This window comes from Pseudomonas sp. MH9.2 (assembly GCF_034353875.1).
Lineage (GTDB): Bacteria > Pseudomonadota > Gammaproteobacteria > Pseudomonadales > Pseudomonadaceae > Aquipseudomonas.
The window spans coordinates 3471036-3491071 of record NZ_CP133784.1; the positions used below are offsets into that span (position 1 = coordinate 3471036).

At 59.2% G+C, this 20036-nt stretch carries 17 protein-coding genes and 1 tRNA gene; 6 read left to right on the forward strand and 12 right to left on the reverse strand.

Features of this window, described 5'->3' with window-relative positions; all coding sequences use genetic code 11:
• Window positions 1–23 precede the first annotated feature (23 nt).
• The 5 genes from RHM55_RS16280 to panM form a co-directional block, all read right to left on the reverse strand.
• Window positions 24–99 (reverse strand) — tRNA-Phe (locus RHM55_RS16280).
• Window positions 100–200: 101 nt separating this feature from the next.
• On the reverse strand, window positions 201–473 hold the full coding sequence (locus RHM55_RS16285; RefSeq protein WP_219063674.1) for an oxidative damage protection protein: 273 nt from the start codon (window positions 471–473) through the stop codon (window positions 201–203).
• Window positions 470–1537 (reverse strand): A/G-specific adenine glycosylase, encoded by a 1068-nt coding sequence (mutY, locus tag RHM55_RS16290; RefSeq protein ID WP_322177349.1) that lies wholly within the window; start codon window positions 1535–1537, stop codon window positions 470–472. Before mutY ends, RHM55_RS16285 begins: the two co-directional genes overlap by 4 nt.
• Window positions 1534–3765, reverse strand: coding sequence for an AsmA family protein (locus tag RHM55_RS16295; RefSeq protein WP_322177350.1), 2232 nt, complete (start codon window positions 3763–3765; stop codon window positions 1534–1536). The genes mutY and RHM55_RS16295 overlap by 4 nt, the downstream gene beginning before the upstream one ends.
• A gap of 93 nt (window positions 3766–3858) precedes the next feature.
• On the reverse strand, window positions 3859–4275 hold the full coding sequence (panM, locus tag RHM55_RS16300; protein WP_322177351.1) for an aspartate 1-decarboxylase autocleavage activator PanM: 417 nt from the start codon (window positions 4273–4275) through the stop codon (window positions 3859–3861).
• Window positions 4276–4530: 255 nt separating this feature from the next.
• On the opposite strand from panM, the gene RHM55_RS16305 reads away from it, so the two are divergent.
• Window positions 4531–6192, forward strand: coding sequence for an OFA family MFS transporter (locus RHM55_RS16305; RefSeq protein ID WP_322177352.1), 1662 nt, complete (start codon window positions 4531–4533; stop codon window positions 6190–6192).
• Between the two features lie 101 nt (window positions 6193–6293).
• Here RHM55_RS16305 and RHM55_RS16310 read toward each other — a convergent pair whose 3' ends face one another.
• The 7 genes from RHM55_RS16310 to tssI are packed head-to-tail and all read right to left on the reverse strand — an operon-like array spanning window position 6294 to window position 16652.
• Window positions 6294–7430 (reverse strand): hypothetical protein, encoded by a 1137-nt coding sequence (locus RHM55_RS16310; RefSeq protein WP_322177353.1) that lies wholly within the window; start codon window positions 7428–7430, stop codon window positions 6294–6296.
• 39 nt (window positions 7431–7469) lie between these two features.
• On the reverse strand, window positions 7470–8606 hold the full coding sequence (locus RHM55_RS16315; RefSeq protein ID WP_322177354.1) for a hypothetical protein: 1137 nt from the start codon (window positions 8604–8606) through the stop codon (window positions 7470–7472).
• Complete coding sequence (locus RHM55_RS16320; protein WP_322177355.1) at window positions 8599–9033, reverse strand: hypothetical protein; 435 nt, start codon at window positions 9031–9033, stop codon at window positions 8599–8601. Before RHM55_RS16320 ends, RHM55_RS16315 begins: the two co-directional genes overlap by 8 nt.
• A 39-nt stretch (window positions 9034–9072) precedes the next feature.
• Window positions 9073–10209: a hypothetical protein gene (locus RHM55_RS16325; RefSeq protein WP_322177356.1), complete on the reverse strand. Its 1137-nt coding sequence runs from the start codon at window positions 10207–10209 to the stop codon at window positions 9073–9075.
• A complete protein-coding gene (locus tag RHM55_RS16330) occupies window positions 10202–13759 on the reverse strand; it encodes a toxin VasX (RefSeq protein ID WP_322177357.1) in 3558 nt (1185 codons plus the stop codon). The genes RHM55_RS16325 and RHM55_RS16330 overlap by 8 nt, the downstream gene beginning before the upstream one ends.
• The gene (locus RHM55_RS16335) at window positions 13756–14643 is read right to left on the reverse strand and encodes a DUF4123 domain-containing protein (RefSeq protein ID WP_322177358.1); all 888 of its coding nucleotides are present in this window, start codon (window positions 14641–14643) and stop codon (window positions 13756–13758) included. Before RHM55_RS16335 ends, RHM55_RS16330 begins: the two co-directional genes overlap by 4 nt.
• On the reverse strand, window positions 14640–16652 hold the full coding sequence (tssI, locus tag RHM55_RS16340) for a type VI secretion system tip protein TssI/VgrG (RefSeq protein ID WP_322177359.1): 2013 nt from the start codon (window positions 16650–16652) through the stop codon (window positions 14640–14642). Before tssI ends, RHM55_RS16335 begins: the two co-directional genes overlap by 4 nt.
• 297 nt (window positions 16653–16949) lie before the next feature.
• On the opposite strand from tssI, the gene hisB reads away from it, so the two are divergent.
• Genes hisB through hisF form a run of 5 tightly spaced genes read left to right on the forward strand, consistent with a single transcriptional unit; the run spans window position 16950 to window position 19999 of the window.
• On the forward strand, window positions 16950–17543 hold the full coding sequence (hisB, locus tag RHM55_RS16345; protein WP_219063669.1) for an imidazoleglycerol-phosphate dehydratase HisB: 594 nt from the start codon (window positions 16950–16952) through the stop codon (window positions 17541–17543).
• Window positions 17543–18181: an imidazole glycerol phosphate synthase subunit HisH gene (gene hisH, locus RHM55_RS16350; protein WP_322177360.1), complete on the forward strand. Its 639-nt coding sequence runs from the start codon at window positions 17543–17545 to the stop codon at window positions 18179–18181. The genes hisB and hisH overlap by 1 nt, the downstream gene beginning before the upstream one ends.
• On the forward strand, window positions 18181–18438 hold the full coding sequence (locus RHM55_RS16355) for a DUF2164 domain-containing protein (RefSeq protein WP_322177361.1): 258 nt from the start codon (window positions 18181–18183) through the stop codon (window positions 18436–18438). The genes hisH and RHM55_RS16355 overlap by 1 nt, the downstream gene beginning before the upstream one ends.
• 42 nt (window positions 18439–18480) lie before the next feature.
• Window positions 18481–19218 carry a 1-(5-phosphoribosyl)-5-[(5-phosphoribosylamino)methylideneamino]imidazole-4-carboxamide isomerase gene (gene hisA, locus RHM55_RS16360; RefSeq protein WP_322177362.1) on the forward strand — a complete coding sequence of 246 codons (738 nt, stop codon included), beginning with the start codon at window positions 18481–18483 and terminating at the stop codon, window positions 19216–19218.
• A 10-nt stretch (window positions 19219–19228) separates the two neighbouring features.
• Entirely contained in the window at window positions 19229–19999 is a 771-nt protein-coding gene (gene hisF, locus RHM55_RS16365) for an imidazole glycerol phosphate synthase subunit HisF (protein WP_322177363.1), read from the forward strand.
• Window positions 20000–20036 lie beyond the last annotated feature (37 nt).

Genomic DNA, 20036 nt, shown 5'->3' on the forward strand with positions numbered 1-20036 from the left:
TGGCACCACCTGAAAACGAAAGGTGGTGCCCAGAGACGGAATCGAACCGCCGACACGGGGATTTTCAATCCCCTGCTCTACCGACTGAGCTATCTGGGCAACGGGGCGCATTAGACTTGTTTTTCAGGGGGTCGTCAAGCGTGTTGTTAAAAAAATTTCAGTTATTACCGTCGCTTACGACCCTTACCTGCTGGAAACGCTTATTTCTCTGGGGGAACGTAGCCTTCGGCCTGGGCGTATTCTTCGCCGGACAGGTACTTGTCCATCTCGCCCTGGATGAATTTGCGGTCGTCGATGTTCATCATGTTCAGGCGACGTTCGTTGATCAGTAGCGTCTGGTGTTTCTGCCAGTCGCCCCAGGCTTTTAGTGAGACGTGGTTGAAGATATCTTCGCCTTTGGCACCTGGGTACGGAGGGCGCTCAAGGCCTGGCAGTTCTTCTTTGTACTTGCGGCACATTACGGTGCGGGTCATGACAACTCTCCTGCGTTCAATACGTCGGCTGCGCGTTTCAACAGCTTCTTCACCGGGGCAGCAAGGCCCAGGCGCGGTGGGGTGGCGAGGTTATACCAGAGCCAGTCGGCCTCGGCCACGTGGTGGCTGGACTCTTCGACCTGTATCAGCCACGGCTCGATGCTCAGTTGGAAGTGGCTGAAGGTGTGGATCAGGCCTGGCAGTTCGTGGTGGTTGCCCAGTTCCAGGGCATGTTGATTCGCCAGATGCTCCAGATCGCTGAAGTGATCCAGCTCCGGCAGGCTCCACAAGCCGCCCCAGAGCCCCGTGGACGGGCGCCGGTAAAGCAGAATGGCGCCGTCGCGGTTGGCGAGCATCGGCATCAGCGTGCGCTTCTGTGGGATGGTTTTACGCGGCTTGGGGATCGGGTAGCGAGTCTCCAGCCCGAGCAGGTGCGCTTCACAGCCTTTTTCCAGGGGGCAGAGCAGGCAGCTCGGTTTGCTCCGGGTGCACAGGGTCGCGCCCAGGTCCATCATCGCCTGGGTGTAGTGATTGACCCGTGACTGCGGGGTAAAACACTCAGCCGTGGCCCATAGCTGTTTGGCGACCTTCGGCTCGCCGGGGTAGCCCTCCTGGGCGGTGTAGCGCGCCAGAACGCGTTTGACGTTGCCGTCGAGGATCGGCGCACGCAGGCCCATGCTCAGGCTGGCGATTGCACCGGCGGTAGAAAGACCGATCCCCGGCAGTTCTGTGAGCTGTTCGACATTGCGGGGAAACTCGCTGCCGTGGTCTGCCACGACGATTTTTGCAGTCTTCTGCAAGTTGCGTGCGCGGGTGTAGTAGCCCAGCCCGGTCCACAGGTGAAGTACTTCGTCCTCCGGCGCGTCGGCCAGGGCCTGGACCGTCGGCAGCGCATCCATGAACCGGTCAAAGTAATTGAGCACGGTACTGACTTGGGTCTGCTGCAACATGATCTCCGAAACCCACACCCGGTACGGCGTGATGCCCTGTTGCCAAGGCAAGTCATGCCGACCGTGACGCTCATACCATTCCAGTACGGCCGCTGAAAACTGCTCGGGTTTCATCGATTGAACAGACCTTTGAGGGCGTCTTTGAGTTGTGGGCTGACTTTATCGCCGAGCTTGTCTTCGATTTTCTGCTGGAGCTTGTCGCCGGCCAGTTTCGCCGCGACTTGGCCCAGTTTTTCGTTGTCCAGGCGGCAGGCTTTGGCGCCCAGTTCCAAAGGACCACGGCAGCGCACGGGCCATTCGATGCCGGCGTAGCGTTCGTTGACCTGACACGCTGGGTCGGGCATGTCGCTCTTGTCGCCTTCGATGATGATGGCGATGCGGTAATCCATGCCCAGAACGCGCAGGTCTACGTCACCATCGCCTTTGACCGTGAGCCCCGGAATGCCCACTTTGAGGTCCGGGTTACTGGCGACACCGTTATGAAAGACCAGATTGCCGTTGAGCTGCTGGAACGGGGTGTCCTTGCCGCGCGGTTCGCTGTCGAGGGTTTTGCGGTTGAGCTTGGCAATGCCCTGGCAAAGCTGTTGTTCCAGGTTGGCGTTGACCAGCACGCCGTCGTTGAGCATGAAGCTGGCGGTGCCGTTGAGTCCGTCGATCAGGACTTTTTCGCTGTTGCCTTTGCTGGTCAGGTCGCTGCTCAAGGTCAGCAGGCCTTTGACCGGCGGCGTTTGGTCCTTGCTCTGGATGAAGCGTTCGACCGGCACTTTGGCGATGTGGGTTTGCACGCGCATCAGCGGAATGTCCGGGCGCACGTCAAGGTTGCCTTTGACTTCGAAATTGCCGTTGTAGAGATCGCCACGCAGGCTTTCGAGGGTGATCTGCCCGGCCTGGGCCTGGGTTTTGAGTACGGCATTCTGGATCGGCAGCTTGTTGAGGGTCAGCGTGCCGAAGTTGAGATCAGCCTGGACATCGAGTGTGCGCATGCGCTCCAGCGGCAGTAGCTGGGTGTTGCTCCATGCGCCTTGCGTCGGCGCGTTCGGCAGCGGGGTTGTGCCGCCACTCGCTGCAAAGGCCTGGCTTTGGGTGCTCTCAACTTCGGATTTACGTGCTGCGCCAGCGCTTTTGGCGGCTTCGGACTTGCCCGGGCGATAGCGATCAGCGTCGAAGGTGTCACCCTTGAGCTGGACGCGTAGCGCCTGTTTGGCGAAGTCGTCGACGGCAAGGCGTCCGGTGAAGGTGCTGTCGTCGACCTTCAGGTTGAGGTCTTCGAAGGCCACGCTGGTCGGGTTACCGGTGAGGCGGCTGACCATTTCGAACTTGTTCAGGCTGCCTGCGGCCATCTCGGGTACCGGTTGACCGATACCTTCGAGGAAATCGTGCAGGTTGAACTGCGCGATGGACAGGCCGCCACTGAGCTGTGGTGTCTTGTCCAGGTCGCGAACGTGCAGTTCGCCCAAGGCGCGCAGTTGGTTGGCTGAGAGCTTCAAGCCGTTCCACTCCGCGACGTTGGCTGCCAGGTCCACCAGCAGTTGCCCTTGTGCAGCAAAGGTCAGGGTTTTCCCGTCCAGCGGTTCGCCCGATGCTTCGCCGGACAGGCGCATGTCTTCGAATTGGTAGCGTTTGAGCACACGATCGAAGCGCAGTTGCCCGGCCAGTTCGGTCTTGGCGCGGATCACCGGCTGGTTAGTGCTGAAGAAGGCGGTGAGTTTGACCGGGATGTTGGTCCCTTCATGCACTGCGCCGGTACTCAGTTGAATGCTTTCGGCACTGAATTGCCGACCATTCTTGGCATCGTTGAAGTCGATGCGCGCGTTGTTGACGGTCAGGCTGTCGATGTCCAGTTTGATCGGTTGCGAGGTTTTTTCCGGCGTTGTTGCCGTGCCTTGTGCAGTCTGACCGGCTGCGCCTGGTTCAACCGGGGGCGGCGTTGCGGGCTGTGCCGGACGCCCAATGTCCTCCCAGTTGCCATGGCCATTTTCGTCGCGGTTCAGCGTCAGGTTGAGGCCTTCGACCCGAACATCGCTCATCTGCACTTCGCGGCGCAATAGCGGCAGGACGCGCACGGAGAGCCCGAGCATCTGCAGGTCGGCAAAGGGTTTGGTGGGGGCGGTCAGGGTCGCCACGCTGGCGTCATGCAACTCCAACCCAAGCCAGGGGAACAGGCTCCAGCCGATGTCGCCGTTGAGTGTCAGCTCTAGGTGGGCCTTGTCGCGTGCCAGCTGGCGAATCTCGTCTTTATAGTCGTTGGGATCAAACAGATGGCTCAGAGCAAAGCCCAGAGCCACGATGATCAGCAACAGCCCGAGAATAACCAGACCCAGGATTTTGCCGAACGCTTTCATGGGCGAGTCCTTGTAATTGAATCATTCAAAATTTAGCCCGCGAGTATAGCCTCCACAAACAGTAACCGGGCTGCCGATGCCTCCGGGTGTGACTTACCCTTGGTTCAGGGCCTGTTGCGCGTCCAGTTGCAAGTCGAGTTTAGCCGCCAGCGCCTGAGCCTCCAGTTGTCCGACTGGCGCCAGCAGGCGTAGTTCACAACCCGCCTCATGAGCCATTCTTTGCGCCTCGACCAGCAAGCGTTCGGCCACCCCCCGGCGCCGGGTGAGCTTGCGTACGCACAGCTGCGACAGGTGCCAGACGTTGCCCTGGCGTTGCACGCGAGCGGCACCCAACAGGCGGTCATTGAACCGAGCAGCCAGCAAGCTGCCGTTGCTCAGGCCTGCGGTGATCAACGCCTGACTATCGCCAAACGGTGCAAGCAGCCACTCCGGTGCATCGCGGTAAATCTTCTGCAGATCTTCCTGATCCTGATAGGAGGCTGAATGTACGGACTCAATGACGATGGGCATTACGTTTCCTCGATCAAGCGTGAGTGGTGTAGAGCGTAGTGGCATTAGGGCCAGACAGCGCGAATAAAGGTGCTGGCATATAGCCTTCCTTAGAGGCCGTGATGGTACCCTCTGGGCCATCGTCAGTCCTCCTGCGTCTTTTTGTCACGTCTGGGGGATCTCTGCCGATAAGACAAGCGTTGCCTGCGTGCATGGAAGGTTGTGGGTGAAACACGTAATTGCCTTGCGAGCTACATCCAATCCGGGGAAATAATAATGAACACACACGCTACGCTGAGCGGCATTGTCGCGCAGCCCGCGTTCTTGTCCAAAGAACGCATCATCGCCAAGCCCGGTTTCAACCGTTGGCTGGTACCCCCAGCAGCATTGGCCATCCATCTGTGCATCGGCATGGCGTATGGTTTTTCGGTGTTCTGGTTGCCGCTGTCCAAAGCCATTGGCATGACCGCGCCGGTTGCTTGCGCGCCGAACATGAGCTTCCTGGCCCAGGTGTTTGCATCGGATTGCGACTGGCCGATTTCGATGCTGAGCTGGATTTTTACCCTGTTTTTCATCTTCCTGGGCTGTTCCGCAGCCATTTGGGGCGGCTGGCTGGAGCATTCCGGTCCGCGTAAGGCGGGCGTCGTTTCGGCGTTGTGCTGGTGCGGCGGGCTGGTGATTTCCGCGTTGGGTATTTATACCCACCAGATATGGCTGATGTGGCTGGGCTCCGGTGTGATCGGCGGTATCGGCCTGGGGTTGGGCTATATCTCGCCAGTCTCGACGCTGATCAAGTGGTTCCCGGACAAGCGCGGCATGGCGACCGGCATGGCAATCATGGGTTTCGGTGGCGGGGCAATGGTCGGCGCACCGTTGGCTGCAGCCTTGATGGGCCATTTTGCTTCGCCCGCTGGTGCTGGTGTGTGGCAGAGCTTCCTGGTGATGGCGGCGATCTATTTTGTCTTCATGATCGGCGGTGCCCTGGGTTACCGCGTTCCACCGACCGGCTGGAAGCCTGAGGGTTGGACTGCTCCGGCAAAGAAAGCCAGCAACGCGATGATTACTCACCGCCATGTGCACGTTAGCGTGGCGTGGAAAACTCCGCAGTTCGCTCTGGTGTGGCTGGTGCTGTGCCTGAACGTGTCGGCGGGCATCGGCATCCTCGGCATGGCCTCGCCACTGCTGCAGGAAGTGTTCGCCGGTAAATTGCTCGGCAACGGTTTGGCGTATGGCCAACTGGACGCCGTTCAACTGGGGCAGATTGCTGCCATCGCTGCGGGTTTTACCGGTTTGCTGAGCTTGTTCAACATCGGTGGACGTTTCTTCTGGGCGACTTTTTCCGATTACATCGGCCGTAAAGCCACGTACTTCGTGTTCTTTTTTCTGGGCTTTTTGCTCTACGCGTCAGTGCCTTCGTTGAGTCACTTGGGCAGCATTGCACTGTTTGTGGCAGCGTTCTGCGTGGTTCTGTCGATGTACGGTGGTGGCTTTGCGACTGTTCCGGCTTATCTGGCGGATCTGTTTGGCACGCAAATGGTCGGCGCGATTCATGGTCGTCTGCTGACTGCCTGGGCTGCAGCGGGCGTATTGGGTCCGGTGTTGGTCACCTACTTGCGTGAGTATCAGTTGAGCATCGGCGTTGCACGCGCTGACGCCTACGACATCACCCTGTACATCCTTGCGGGCCTACTGGTGCTGGGCTTTATCTGCAACCTGCTGATTCGTCCGGTGGCCGATAAGCATTTCATGACTGACGAAGCGTTGGCTGTGGAGCAATCCTACGGTCACGATGCCGGTGCGGATCACACCACCGTGCTGGAGTGGAAAGCTTCGCCTGCCAGCATGCCTCTGGTCGTCGCGGCCTGGTTGGCGGTAGGCATCCCGCTGACTTGGGGCGTGTGGGTCACCCTGCAAAAAACGGCCGTGTTGTTTCACTGACAGCCGACTGTAAACGCGCGTTTGTGTGGCACGGGTGTTGATTTAAGTGCCACATGAACGTCTGGGGGATGATGCAGGCGTTGGTTTCAGAGTAACCATAATTACGCGCTACGCCTCCCCGACTTCTCGGCGCGATAAACCTCGGCGAAAATATCGGTGATCGGGCGTTGTGGATGACGTGTGTGCAGCGCCCGGACCTGAGCGCTCATCCGCAGCAACTCGGGGCTGGGCTTGGCCCATTGTTCTTTGGGCAGCGGTTCCGACCAGTCGCGCATCGCCTCTGGCAGCGCTTGACGAGCCATGCGTTTGACCCGGCCAACCTCCCACTCAGTCAGGTAAAACGGCAAGGTCCAGAAGGTCATGACGTGAAACAGGTACCAGAAAAAGCCATAGACCCAGCCGCGCTGCTTGTCGCGAATCTCCTGATGCAGGCGAGCGCGGGCGTTGCGGAAGGTGTGCAGGCCTTCGTGGGGTGGATCGTCGGGACCTTGTAGATCGAGCGGGTCGGTGATCTCTTTCAGGGTGTGGACTTCGTACTCCATGTACGCGCGGATGGCCTCCCAGTTGCTGATGGCGATGGGCAGTGCGGGGCAGACGAACTCCAAGGTAAAACGCTCGCCGCTGGCCTCATGGTAAAAACCCACGCCCATGCCGTATTGACGTTGGACGCCGTATTGATTGGCGCCCTGGGCTTGAATCACCCAGGCGGTGACCGATTCCCAAGGCACGATCACGGGTTCGCTTTCGCCGTTGGGGACGAAGCAGACTTCACGGCGTTGACGGTTGAAACGCGTGGGGATGACTTCTTCGTATTTGTTGTGGACGTAGAACCAGATAAGGAGGGTCGTGGCGAGTGCACAAAGGCTGACTCCCACAGTCAACCCCCAGCTAACTCGGTGCGTTCCAACGACCACTGCCCAAGCCTCGGATGAGCCAGCGCCGACCGACATAGCAATCAGCCCCAAAATCAGCGGCAATACAAAGCTGGCCGCGACAAAACAATTAAAAGGGCCACCCAAGGTGACCTGCCATGAAAAAGCTTCCGGCCACCCCAATCCAAAATCCAAATACACATCGTTAAGTTCTCCCACATAGGGACATTGCGGCGGCAGCTGTGTAGGTAAAGGCAGTGGGGCCAGATAGGTAATACGACCGCTGGGAAACGGTTCCACATCACCCGCCTGCTTGGGTTGCTGAAGCTGCGGTTCGGGCAGAGTTATTTCAGGCGCCTTACTCATCAGCGCCCTCCAGCTTTAGCGGGTCGGTATGACTGCCCATCATGCGCTGCGCTTCCCCGACTTCTCGGCGCGATAAACCTCGGCGAAAATATCGGTGATCGGGCGTTGTGGATGACGTGTGTGCAGCGCCCGGACCTGAGCGCTCATGCGCAACAATTCGGGGCTGGGCTTGGCCCATTGCGCTTGAGGCAGCGGTTCCGACCAGTCGCGCATTACTTCTGGCAACGCCTGACGGGCCATGCGTTTGACTCGACCCACCTCCCACTCGGTCAGGTAAAACGGCAAAGTCCAGAAAGTCATGACGTGGAACAGGTACCAGAAGAAGCCATAGACCCAGCCGCGCTGCTTGTCTCGAATCTCCTGGTGCAGGCGAGCGCGAGCGTTGCGGAAGGTGTGCAGGCCTTCGTGCGGCGGGTCGTCGGGGCCTTGCAGGTCTAGGGGGTCGGTGATCTCTTTCAGGGTGTGGACTTCGTACTCCATGTACGCGCGGATGGCTTCCCAGTTGCTGATGGCGATGGGCAGTGCGGGGCAGACGAACTCCAAGGTAAAACGCTCGCCGCTGGCCTCATGGTAAAAACCCACGCCCATGCCGTATTGACGTTGGACACCGTATTGATTGGCGCCCTGGGCTTGAATCACCCAGGCGGTGACCGATTCCCAAGGCACGATCACGGGTTCGCTTTCGTCGTTGGGGACGAAACAGACTTCACGGCGTTGACGGTTGAGGCGCGTGGGGATGACTTCTTCGTATTTGTTGTGCATGTAGAACCAGATGAGGAGAGCCATGGCGAGAGTAAAAAGGGTGACCCCCACAGTCATTCCCCAGCCAGCTCGGTGCGTACCAGCGATCACCTCCCAAACCTCTGGCAACTCCGCGCCCATCAACATAACCATCAACCCCAAAATCAGCGGCAACAAAAAACCGGTCATGACAAAGCCGTTGAATGGAAGGCCTAAGGTGACCTGCCATGAAAACACCTGCGGCGAACCCAATCCAAAGTCCAAATAAACGTCGTTAAGCTCCCCCACATAGGGACATTGCGGCGGCAGCTGTGTAGGTAAAGGCAATGGGGCCAAGTAGGTGATGCGACCGCTGGGAAACGGCTCCACATCACCCGCCTGCTTGGGTTGCTGAAGCTGCGGTTCGGGCAGGGTAACTTCAGGCGCCTTACTCATCAGCGCCCTCCAGTGTCAGCGGATCGACCGTGAACAACTTCGCCGTATCGTATCGGGGCTCAAAGGGCGCCACCGGGAAAACACCTCCGCCATTAGGGTCCAGCCGCAAATGGTAGAGATGCGTCTGGGCCTCACCCTCGCTGTCGTAGGTTTGCACGGCGACAGCCAGGACCAGTGCGGCCTTGGCCACGGTCGAGGGTCTCTCCCATTCATCCGGGTAATCCAGCCTAAGTATCAATGGCGCGGACTGCACCACCCGCAAACTGGCAATCACCCGCTCACTGACGATGGCCCATTGGTCGCTGTCGAAGCCGCGGTCCCACTGGGCGGTGATGATCCGATACGCAGCGATGCTCAGGCGATGCGAGGTGTTGTGGCGGTTGTAGCGCGAGGTGCCACCCCGTTCAACTTCAGGCGACTTACTCATCAGCGCCCTCCAGCTTTAGCGGGTCGGTATGACTGCCCATCATGCGCTGCGCTTCCCTGACTTCTCGGCGCGATAAACCTCGGCGAAAATATCGGTGATCGGGCGTTGTGGATGACGTGTGTGCAGCGCCCGGACCTGGGCGCTCATCCGCAGCAACTCAGCACTTGGCTTGGCCCATTGCACTTGACGCAGCGGCTCCGACCATTCGCGCATCGCCTCTGGCAGCGCTTGACGAGCCATGCGTTTGACTCGGCCAACCTCCCACTCAGTCAGGTAAAACGGCAGAGTCCAGAAGGTCATGACGTGGAACAGGTACCAGAAAAAGCCATAGACCCAGCCGCGCTGCTTGTCGCGAATCTCCTGATGCAGGCGAGCGCGGGCGTTGCGGAAGGTGTGCAGGCCTTCGTGGGGTGGATCGTCGGGACCTTGTAGATCGAGCGGGTCGGTGATCTCTTTCAGGGTGTGGACTTCGTACTCCATGTACGCGCGGATGGCCTCCCAGTTGCTGATGGCGATGGGCAGTGCGGGGCAGACGAACTCCAAGGTAAAACGCTCGCCGCTGGCCTCATGGTAAAAACCCACGCCCATGCCGTATTGACGTTGCATACCGTATTGATTGGCGCCCTGGCCTTGAATCACCCAGGCGGTGACCGATTCCCAAGGCACGATCACGGGTTCGCTTTCGTCGTTGGGGACGAAACAGACTTCACGGCGTTGGCGATTGAAGCGCGTGGGGATGATTTCTTCGTATTTGTTGTGCATGTAGAACCAGATAAGGAGAGCCATGGCGAGTGCATAAAAGGTGACCCCCACAGTCATTCCCCAGCCAGCTCGGTGCGTTCCAACGATCACCTGCCAAACCTCGGGCAACTCAGCGCCCATCGACATAACTATCAACCCCAAAATCAGCGGCAACACAAAACTGGCCAAGACAAAAAAATTAAATGGGAGGCCTAAGTTGGCCTGCCATGAGAAAGCCCCCGGCCACCCCAATCCAAAATCCAAATACACATCGTTAAGTTCTCCCACATAGGGACAGTGGGGTGGCGATTGTGTAGGCAGCGGCAGCGGAGCCAGGTAGGTAATACGACCGCTGGGAAACGGCTCCATATCACCCGCCTGCCTGGGTTGCTGAAGCTGCGGTTCGGGCAGGGTAATTTCAGGGGCCTTACTCATCAGCGCCCTCCAGTGTCAGCGGGTCGACCGTCAACAGCTCTGCCGTAGCGTATCGGGGCTCAAAGGGCGCCACCGGGAAAGTGCCTTCGCCATTTGGGTCCAGCCGCAGGTGGTAGAGATGCGTCTGGGCCTCACCCTCGCTGTTGTAGGTGTGCACGGCAACAGCGAGGATCAGTGCGGCCTTGGCTACGGTCGAGGGTCTCTCCCATTCATCCGGGTAATTCAGCTGAAGTATCAATGGCGCGGACTGCACCACCCGCAGGCTGGCGATCACCCGCTCACTGACGATGGCCCATTGGTCGCTGTCGAATCCGCGGTCCCATTGGGCGGTGATGATCCGATACGCAGCGAGGCTCAGGCGATGAGAGGGCGTATCCGACAGCGGTGTTCGCAGGTTGGCGAGACTGAGGCCGGGCAGTGTTAGATGGATACTGCCTCGCCGGGCTTGTCGCAGCATGTCTTGCCAGCGGTCGCTGTGGAGTTTAGGACCGACCTGTACCTGTGGCGCCTGCAATAGCCACTTCAGGTTTCGTTGATATTCAACGAGGCTCAGGAATTTGCGTTTGTCGCCATCCAGGCTCCAGGGGGTGCTTTCCAGCCATTGATCATGAGGCGAGGTGTTGTGGCGGTTGTAGAGCCAGGTGCCACCCAGTTCAACGAGGGTGAAAAACGCGCCAGCTATATTGACGCGAAAGAACACTGTCGACATCCGTACTCCGGCGGCGGCCCAAGCAGCGATGCGCGCGGCGCTATTAGGCGCAACTATAACTCTATAGGCCGAATGCAATACATTACCTAGGTCATAAGAATGACTCGCGAGTTGCCCTCCTGCACCTACCATGGCCAACGTTGCGCTGTTTTGAAGTGTACGGTTGCCGCTACGCACAGCCTGCTGCCAGTTGCTATGATGTGCGTTGAGACTAGCGCCAGTTGCGAAAACCCCAAAAAGCGAACCTAGCCCCCCCAACCCAACATGCACTTTGCCCAACTGCACATGCACGTTATTCAAAGCATGCCGCTGAAAAACGCTCGCAAGCGCGGCAGCCCTCGCCGTCAAGGCCGTGTCAAAAATTCCACGAACCGCCGTAAACCCAGAAGTGGCCGTAGCAGTACCGGCAACAACAAATGAACGAAACGCCTCATCGTTCCACGTCTGCGCCTTGGCCTCCCTCCCCACCACCACCAAATTCACCATCTGCGCCACAAACAGCAGCACCCCCACCCCATCGCCCAGCACATTCAGCTTCGGCGCAGTCTGTATCCCCTGGCGCACGTTCCCCATCAAATGTCCCAACTCCTGCTGTTGCGCAGGCGGGAACAGCAAGGTCACGCCCGCCTTGCCCTGCGCGGCGCCGTAGAGTCTGACGGATTCATGGGGCAGCTCGGGGATGGGGCTGATGGCTTTGGCCAGGCGCGCCTCTATCGTGTCCAGTGTCCCGCGAATTTGGTAGATTTCGGTCTGCAGTCTTTTCGCTTCGGGCTCCTTGTGGTCCCTGCTGCGGAGGATCTGGTTGCGTTCATGGGTCACCCGCTTGAGCGCTCGACGCTGCTCAAGCACTTCTTTGAGGTCGTTCTGCAAGGCGGTTTGTTCGGCCGGGGTGGCGAAGGTGAAGGTCGCGCCTTCGCGTTTTGCGGCTTCGAGAATTCGCCCCGGCAGGGCTTTGGGCAGGTTGCGGAACAGTTGGTCCAGGTCTGGCATCTGTTCGCGTTGAATGCCCTGGATGAATGCGCTTTGTATCCGTTCCATTCCGCGACTCAGGGCTGGCGCCAAGGTATCGCGCGCGCCTTCTGCGACCACGCGAACGTTGTCGGGCAATTGATCGAGGGCCGGGAGTCTGCCCTGAGTGATCCGTTGCCACTCGCTGATCCAGTGCGGCAGATTGTTGAGCAACGCATAACCGACGTTGACCAGCGTGGCGTACTGGGTGGTCAGTTGGCTTTGTTCGCTCAACGGCAAGGTATGCAGGAGCGGCAGGCTGAACTGCGGATTTTTCTCCAGCCACTCGAGCATCGCTTGGCTGGACGTGTCGCTGCGGCAGATGTCTTTCAGGCAGGCGTATTCGGCGCTGAACGCCGCCAGTTGCTGCGCGGCCTGTTGTGCATCGAAATACCAGGCGGCACGATGGAAGCGGCCGGCAGCGACCAACGCCACCCGGTCTTCGCTGATGAGGTCGAGCAAGGGATTCCAGCGCGCCAGATTTGCCCTGTGCTCAGCCAGCACGTGATCCATGGCGGCACGGTCGATCAGTTCATTGACGCCGCGCTGCCCGATTTTTGCACCCGCGAGCACGTCCTTGATGCGTTGGTTCTGCTCTTTGCCCAACTGGACCAGCGCCTTGAGGTGGCGCTCGACAAAGTCGTCCGGCGCTGGCCGCATGAACTGGCGAGTGTGATAGCGCCAGTCAACATCCTGAAGGATCACGACCTTTATCGACCCCAAGGCGAGGCTGCCGAAAAAGCCTTGCTCCTTGCGAAACTGATCAAGCGCTTCCTGACGCTCTTCCAGCAAGGCCTCGGGGGGATCGGTTTTTTGACTGGAAACGGCCTGACCGCTGTTATTCAAATGATCGAGTAATGCGCGCCCGGCATGGTTGCGCTGTGGTGACGGCAGGTCATCCAGGTCCTGAAGCATGGCCTTGATCGCCGGATCATCGCTGGCATTGGCCAGTCCCGTCAGGTTGCTTTCATTGAGCAGGGTCAGGGATTCGATGTAACAGGCCAGCAAGTAATCGCGCTCGTTGGCGTTCTCCTGCGCGCCACCCTCGGCCCACCCCTCGATCCAGCCGACCACCGCGTCTTGATAGTTGGCCAGATCGGTCAATACGCCGATGTCGTCGTGCACCACCAGACACAGCGTGTCGTGTTGGTAAAGCGGCAGCACGCGCGTTAGCAGTTCGCCGACATGCGCCTCGCGAAAGCGTTTGGGGGTCTCCCACAGATAAGGCATGCGCTCCTTCGCTGGCAGGTCGGCGTCGGGCAGCAGCGCATCATCTTCGGCCAATTCAGCCAGCCAGCGCTCAGTCTGTTGCAAGGTGAGCAGGTCCTTGCCACCGGTTTCGCAATTGACGTTGGCAAGCGCGACAGCTTGCATGAAGTGCGCGCGCTCGTCGGCGCTATTCAGCATCCGGTTGCATTGGTCGGCGGTCCATTGCACGTCGGCAAAACTGACATGCAGGGTGCTGCTCCTGGCAAATACCAAGGCCGGTTCCGCACTTTGCGGTTCACGCTGGTCGTTGCTGACCTCGGCACCTTGCCAGAGCAACGCGCTGATGACGCCTTCGAGAACGCGGTATTCGTGCAGCTCACGGGTCGCGCTGTCGATGATGTACAGCCAGCCGTCACGCAACAGGCGCACGCCCAGCGGCCGGCTTTTCAGCGCATAAGGCAGCGCCAATTCGGTCGACGGATCAGCGCGCTCGACCAGACCGTAACGCAACGGAAGTAACTGCACCTTGGGCTGGCGCAGGGGGCACATGCCGTAGCCGAGGACATCGCCTTTGGATTCGGCGGCGGCAGCGAGGTTGGGGTCTTTGCGGCGATTTTGGGTCATGGGCGGTCCTTGTCTGCCGAGTGGGCCGAGGCCGAGGCCCAGGCGCTTGCCAGTTGGGCGGCTGCGGCGATGCGAGCACTGGGTGTCTGAGCCGACGGGGTGCTCAGCAGCCGCGCAATCTGTGGGTGTTGCTCCAGAGGCGACGAACCCAGCCACGCGAAAATGTTGGCGTAATACGTCAAGTCGGACTGGCTAGTAAAACCCTGCGCGTAGGCGGTGCGGACCTGTCGGTCGAGCGCAGGCCAGCGCTCCGGCAATGGCCTGACGCGGTCGTCGGGAAAATACGCCAGCAGGTGCGCATCGAGTTTCAGTGTGGCTCGACGCAGGTCGACGGCATCCAGCGCAGCATTCTGTTCGGTGCTCAACTCATAACGCTTTGGCAGGTCGGCAGGCGTTGTCAACGCACGTGTGTGCCGATGCCAACCGCCCGTGACACTGTCAGGGATGACCCAGGTATGAATCGGCCCGAACAATCGCTCGTCGCGGGTTTGCGTACTGATCAAAGCGTGCGCCACCGCTGGATCAGCCAGACGTAACATCACCTCGGGCCCCTCACTGACGTGTACCGTCAGCAGTTTGCGCAGATGTTTCGTTAGTTGATTAAGCGGTTCGCGGGTGAACAGCAACGAGCCCCACTCTTGCGCGACATGTTCGAGGTAGAACTGAAACGCCGGATCGTCGGGCGGTCCGATGGTCACCAACAAGGGGGAAATATCGCGGAGGGCGTTGAAACGCGTTTCCTTGTACAGCGGGATTTTGAGGATGCCGGGCGCACATGCCGCCAGCCTGAGGGGTAAGTCGGGTACCGCTGCGCCATCGAGAAGCAGCACGGCCTGCCCCTGACCCCAAGGCAGGTCCTGAGGAAGTGCAGTGAGCGTATTCATGCTTTCACGGCCTCCTCACAGAGCACGCAGCGTGATCGATGCTCAACGACCAGGTTATGTTTCTGATCGCCCGGTAGAACATCGCGCACCAGCACAGGTACCTCGCCGGGTGCCAGCGGCATGGCCAGCGTCCCCGGTACCGGTGCGCCGCCGATCTGGATCGGTGTACTGCTGAAAATCCCCGCCGGATTGATGACGATGTGCTGACCGTTGATCGACAGCGTCAAGCTGAGGCCACCGTTAATGACGATGTCGCTGCCAGTGATGTGCACTTCTTGGCTGGCGGCCATCAACAGGTCGCCACCGACGCGGGTGTGACTGCTGCCAGAGACGTCGAGGTGATCATCCGCCAACAACTGCACTTTGCGGGCGCCGGTAACGGTGACGTTTTCCTCGGCCTTGAGCACGGTGGTGCTGTTGCCTTTGATGGTTTCCAGACGTTCGTTGCCGATTTCGATGCGGCTGTCGTTCTGGATCAACTGCTCCATGTCGCGCTGGGCGCGGAGGTAGATCAGCTCTGCCCCGCTCCTGTCTTCCAGGCTCAGCTCATTGAAACCAGGCGTTTTTCCGGTGCTTTTACTGCGCAACACGGTTTTGGTTTTGTTGTCCGGCAGGTTGTAAGGCACTTGATGGGTGTTGTTGCTCAGGCATCCGACCACAATCGGCTTGCAGGCGTGCCCTTCTTCAAAGGCGACCAACACTTCCATGCCCACGCGCGGGATGGTGACCGCGCCGTATCCGGCGCCGGCCCAGCTGGAGGCCACCCGCACCCAGCAGCTGGTGCTTTCGTTTTCTTCACTGCGGTCCCAGTGAAAACGGACTTTTACCCGCCCGTATTGATCGCAGTGGATTTCTTCTTCGGCAGGGCCGGTCACCACGGCGGTTTGCATGCCTTGAATCTTCGGAACTGGATGCTTGAGGGCCGGCCGAAACTGCACGGTCTCGCGGATAGCGATGAACTCATTGCGATAACCCTGAGTGATTCGACCGGACTCCACCGGCTCGTCACTGACCGCGTACTCCTCTAATACAGCAGGCTGGCGACCGTCATGAAACACCCAAGTCGGTAGCCAGGCCATGTTCCAACCCGGCTCCGGGTGTTCTTCTACCTTTAACGGCGTGCCACTGCGCAGCAAAGGTTGGTCGCTCTGACCTTGAGCGAGTTCGGCGTCGCCGCGAAGCCGCTCCAGCGCCCGGCGCGTTCGCACCCGCCCTTGGTGCGCGGTATCAAACTCTCCGGGGTAGATGTACGTCTCAAGGTTCGGAAATACCTTGGAGTCCCGGTCCGCTTCCAGCGAGATGTGTGCGTTTTGGAAGTCGTAATCGCGGTGGGTGACGCGGCTGGCGCGGGTGCTCAGGCCTACGCCGAACGCCTGGATCACCGGATGCTCTGCCGCCATGCCGTTGATCGGCCGAAACGGCATCACCACGGTGGGATTGCCCGCGTGATAGAACTCGGTTTCCTGGTCGGCGAAGATCAGTTGGTGCCCATCGGGGGTGTGTTTGAAGTAATAGAAGTAGCCTTCGGCCTCGCACAAACGGCTGACGAAATGCAGGTCAGATTCATCGTACTGAACGCAATATTCGTGCGGGACCGGTTTCTCCGGGCCGATGTTGAACAGCACGTGCAAACCGTTCAGCAAACCATGCCCCTTGAGCACGTCGCGGAGGATGGCTTCAGTGGTCAGGTTCTGGAAAATCCGCCGATTACTGGCGTGCTGCAAATAGCGCAGAAACGGCACCATTACCAGTTGGTAGTGGCTCAACCGGGTGCCCACTTTGCCTTTCCGGATGGAGTAGATATGGCCGTGCAGGCCCTGATCGCCAAAGGCCAGATAGGCTTCTTTGTGCAGCAGGCTTTCCAGCTCGCGCGGCGGTCGGTCGGTGACCACATCGACGGTGATTTCGAAGCACTCGCTGATGGCCTCTTCGCCGGAAAAGGCTAGAACAAGTAACTCGTTGTCTTTAGCTCCTTTGATGCTGAGCGTGAATGTCGGGGTGTTGGACATCGGCCGGTTTCCATATCTGAAGGACTCGGCAAGTGTCCAGCAGCAAATCATAGATATATAGATTCCATGGCTGACAGGGTGGGTAGGACGATTCCCATTGTTCAGTGGGGATTTGCTTAGGCACCCTTCGACGGCGCCTGTACGTACTCATTTCTCTGGGCTGAACACGCTCCAATCGGGTGCATCCGACCGGTTGCACCCGTGATATTCCTTTCCCTGCTTCTGTTTGCTTCATGCCAGCCGGTTCTGGGTCTATAATGCTCGCCTTTTTCGCCCAATGATTTTGCGGAGTTGGTGATGGCCGAACGTAAGGCGTCCGTCGAGCGCGACACTCTGGAAACCCAGATCAAAGCCTCGATCAACCTGGATGGCACCGGAAAGGCCCGATTCGATATCGGTGTTCCCTTCCTTGAGCACATGCTCGACCAGATCGCCCGACACGGGCTGATCGACCTGGATATCGAATGCAAAGGCGACCTCGCTATTGACGACCACCACACGGTGGAAGACGTCGGTATCACCTTGGGTCAGGCCTTTAGCAAGGCGATTGGCGACAAAAAAGGCATTCGTCGTTACGGCCACGCTTACGTGCCGCTCGATGAAGCACTGTCGCGCGTGGTCATCGACTTCTCCGGCCGCCCTGGCTTGCAAATGCATGTGCCGTATACCCGCGCTACCGTGGGTGGCTTCGATGTGGACTTGTTCCAGGAATTCTTCCAGGGCTTCGTCAATCACGCCAACGTCACTCTGCACATCGACAATCTGCGTGGGCACAACACCCACCACCAGATCGAGACCGTGTTCAAAGCCTTTGGTCGTGCCCTGCGCATGGCGATAGAGCTTGATGACCGTATGGCCGGGCAAATGCCTTCGACCAAGGGCGTGCTCTGATGCAGACGGTCGCGGTTATCGATTACGGCATGGGTAACCTGCACTCGGTTGCCAAGGCACTGGAACACGTCGGCGCCGGCCGGGTACTGATTACCAGCGATGCCACGGTGATTCGCGAAGCCGACCGGGTGGTATTCCCCGGCGTCGGCGCGATCCGCGATTGCATGGCGGAAATTCGTCGCCTGGGCTTCGATGAGCTGGTGCGTGAAGTCAGTCAGGATCGGCCATTCCTCGGCATCTGCGTCGGCATGCAAGCCTTGCTTGATCGCAGCGAAGAGAACGGCGGCGTTGATTGCATCGGTCTGTTTCCAGGTCAGGTGCGTTTCTTCGGCAAGGATCTGCATGAAGACGGCGAGCACCTGAAAGTGCCGCATATGGGCTGGAACGAAGTGTCTCAGTCGGTGAATCATCCGCTGTGGCATGACATCCCGGACCTGGCGCGTTTCTATTTCGTGCACAGCTACTACATCGATGCCGCCAACCAGCGGCAAGTCGTTGGGCGCGGGCACTACGGCGTCGACTTCGCTGCCGCGCTGGCGGACGGTTCGCGCTTTGCCGTGCAGTTCCATCCAGAGAAGAGCCATACCCATGGCCTGCAACTTTTGCAGAACTTCGCCGCATGGGATGGTCGCTGGTAATGAGCAAGAAGACCAAGCCGCCGATCTTGACCCTCACGCCCGAACAGGAGCGTGATGCGAATCACAAGATCAAGCGCTTCATGGAGGAGCGCTTCGAGCTGGATCTTGGTTCGTTCGAGGCCGGTGAAATCCTCGAACTGTTTACCCGCGAAATTGCTCCGCATTATTACAACAGGGCGATTTTCGATGTGCAGACGCACCTCAAAGAGAGGTTCGAGAGCATCGAAAGCGACGTGTGGGCGCTCGAGAAAAGCTGATTTCCGAGCGATGCTGAACTACTGAATTTGAAGGTTTTCCAGATGCTGATTATCCCCGCTATCGATCTTAAAGACGGTGCCTGTGTGCGTCTGCGCCAAGGCCGCATGGAGGACTCCACCGTGTTCTCCGATGACCCGGTGAGCATGGCTGCCAAGTGGGTGGAAGGTGGCTGCCGTCGTTTGCATCTGGTCGATCTGAACGGTGCGTTCGAAGGCCAGCCAGTCAATGGCGAGGTGGTCACTGCAATCGCTAAGCGCTACCCGCGTTTGCCGATCCAGATTGGCGGCGGTATTCGCTCGCTGGAAACCATCGAGCATTACATCAAGGCTGGCGTCAGCTACGTGATCATCGGCACCAAGGCAGTCAAAGAGCCTGAGTTCGTCGCTGAAGCCTGCCGCGCATTCCCCGGCAAAGTCATCGTCGGTCTGGATGCCAAAGACGGCTTCGTCGCCACCGACGGCTGGGCTGAAATCAGCACCATTCAGGTGATCGATCTGGCCAAGCGCTTTGAAGCGGACGGCGTGGCTGCCATTGTTTATACCGACATCGCCAAAGACGGCATGATGCAGGGCTGCAACGTAACCTTCACGGCGGCGCTGGCTGCGGCGACGCGGATTCCGGTGATCGCTTCGGGCGGTATCCATAATCTGGGCGATATCAAGACTCTGCTCAACGCCAGAGCCCCGGGCATTATCGGTGCGATCACCGGGCGGGCGATCTACGAAGGCACACTCGACGTGGCAGAGGCGCAAGCCTTCTGCGACAGCTACCAAGGCTAAGGAGCAACTCATGGCGCTGGCGAAACGCATCATCCCTTGCCTAGATGTCGACAACGGTCGAGTGGTCAAAGGCGTCAAGTTCGAAAACATCCGCGACGCCGGTGACCCGGTGGAAATTGCCCGTCTTTACGATGAGCAGGGCGCGGACGAAATCACTTTTCTCGATATCACCGCCAGTGTCGACGGGCGTGATACCACGCTACACACCGTCGAACGCATGGCCAGTCAGGTGTTCATCCCGCTGACCGTCGGCGGCGGCGTGCGCACCGTGCAGGACATTCGTAACCTGCTGAATGCCGGTGCGGACAAGGTCTCGATCAACACCGCTGCGGTATTCAACCCGGATTTCGTCGGTGAAGCGGCCGCACACTTCGGTTCGCAGTGCATCGTGGTTGCCATCGACGCCAAAAAAGTCTCTTTGCCGGGCGAAACGCCGCGCTGGGAAATCTTCACTCACGGCGGGCGCAAGCCGACGGGCCTGGATGCCGTGCTGTGGGCGAAGAAGATGGAAGACCTTGGTGCCGGCGAGATCCTGCTGACCAGCATGGATCAGGACGGTATGAAAAACGGTTTCGACCTGGGTGTGACGCGGGCGATCAGCGACGCGCTGGGTATTCCAGTGATCGCGTCTGGCGGTGTCGGCAATCTGGAGCACTTGGCAGCTGGTGTATTGGACGGGCACGCCAGCGCGGTGTTGGCGGCGAGCATCTTTCACTTCGGTGAATACACTATTCCAGAAGCCAAGGCCTATATGGCCAAGCGTGGCATTGTGGTCCGCTAAGCCCGCCGGCTGATGTCCTCTGGACATCAGTCGCGAC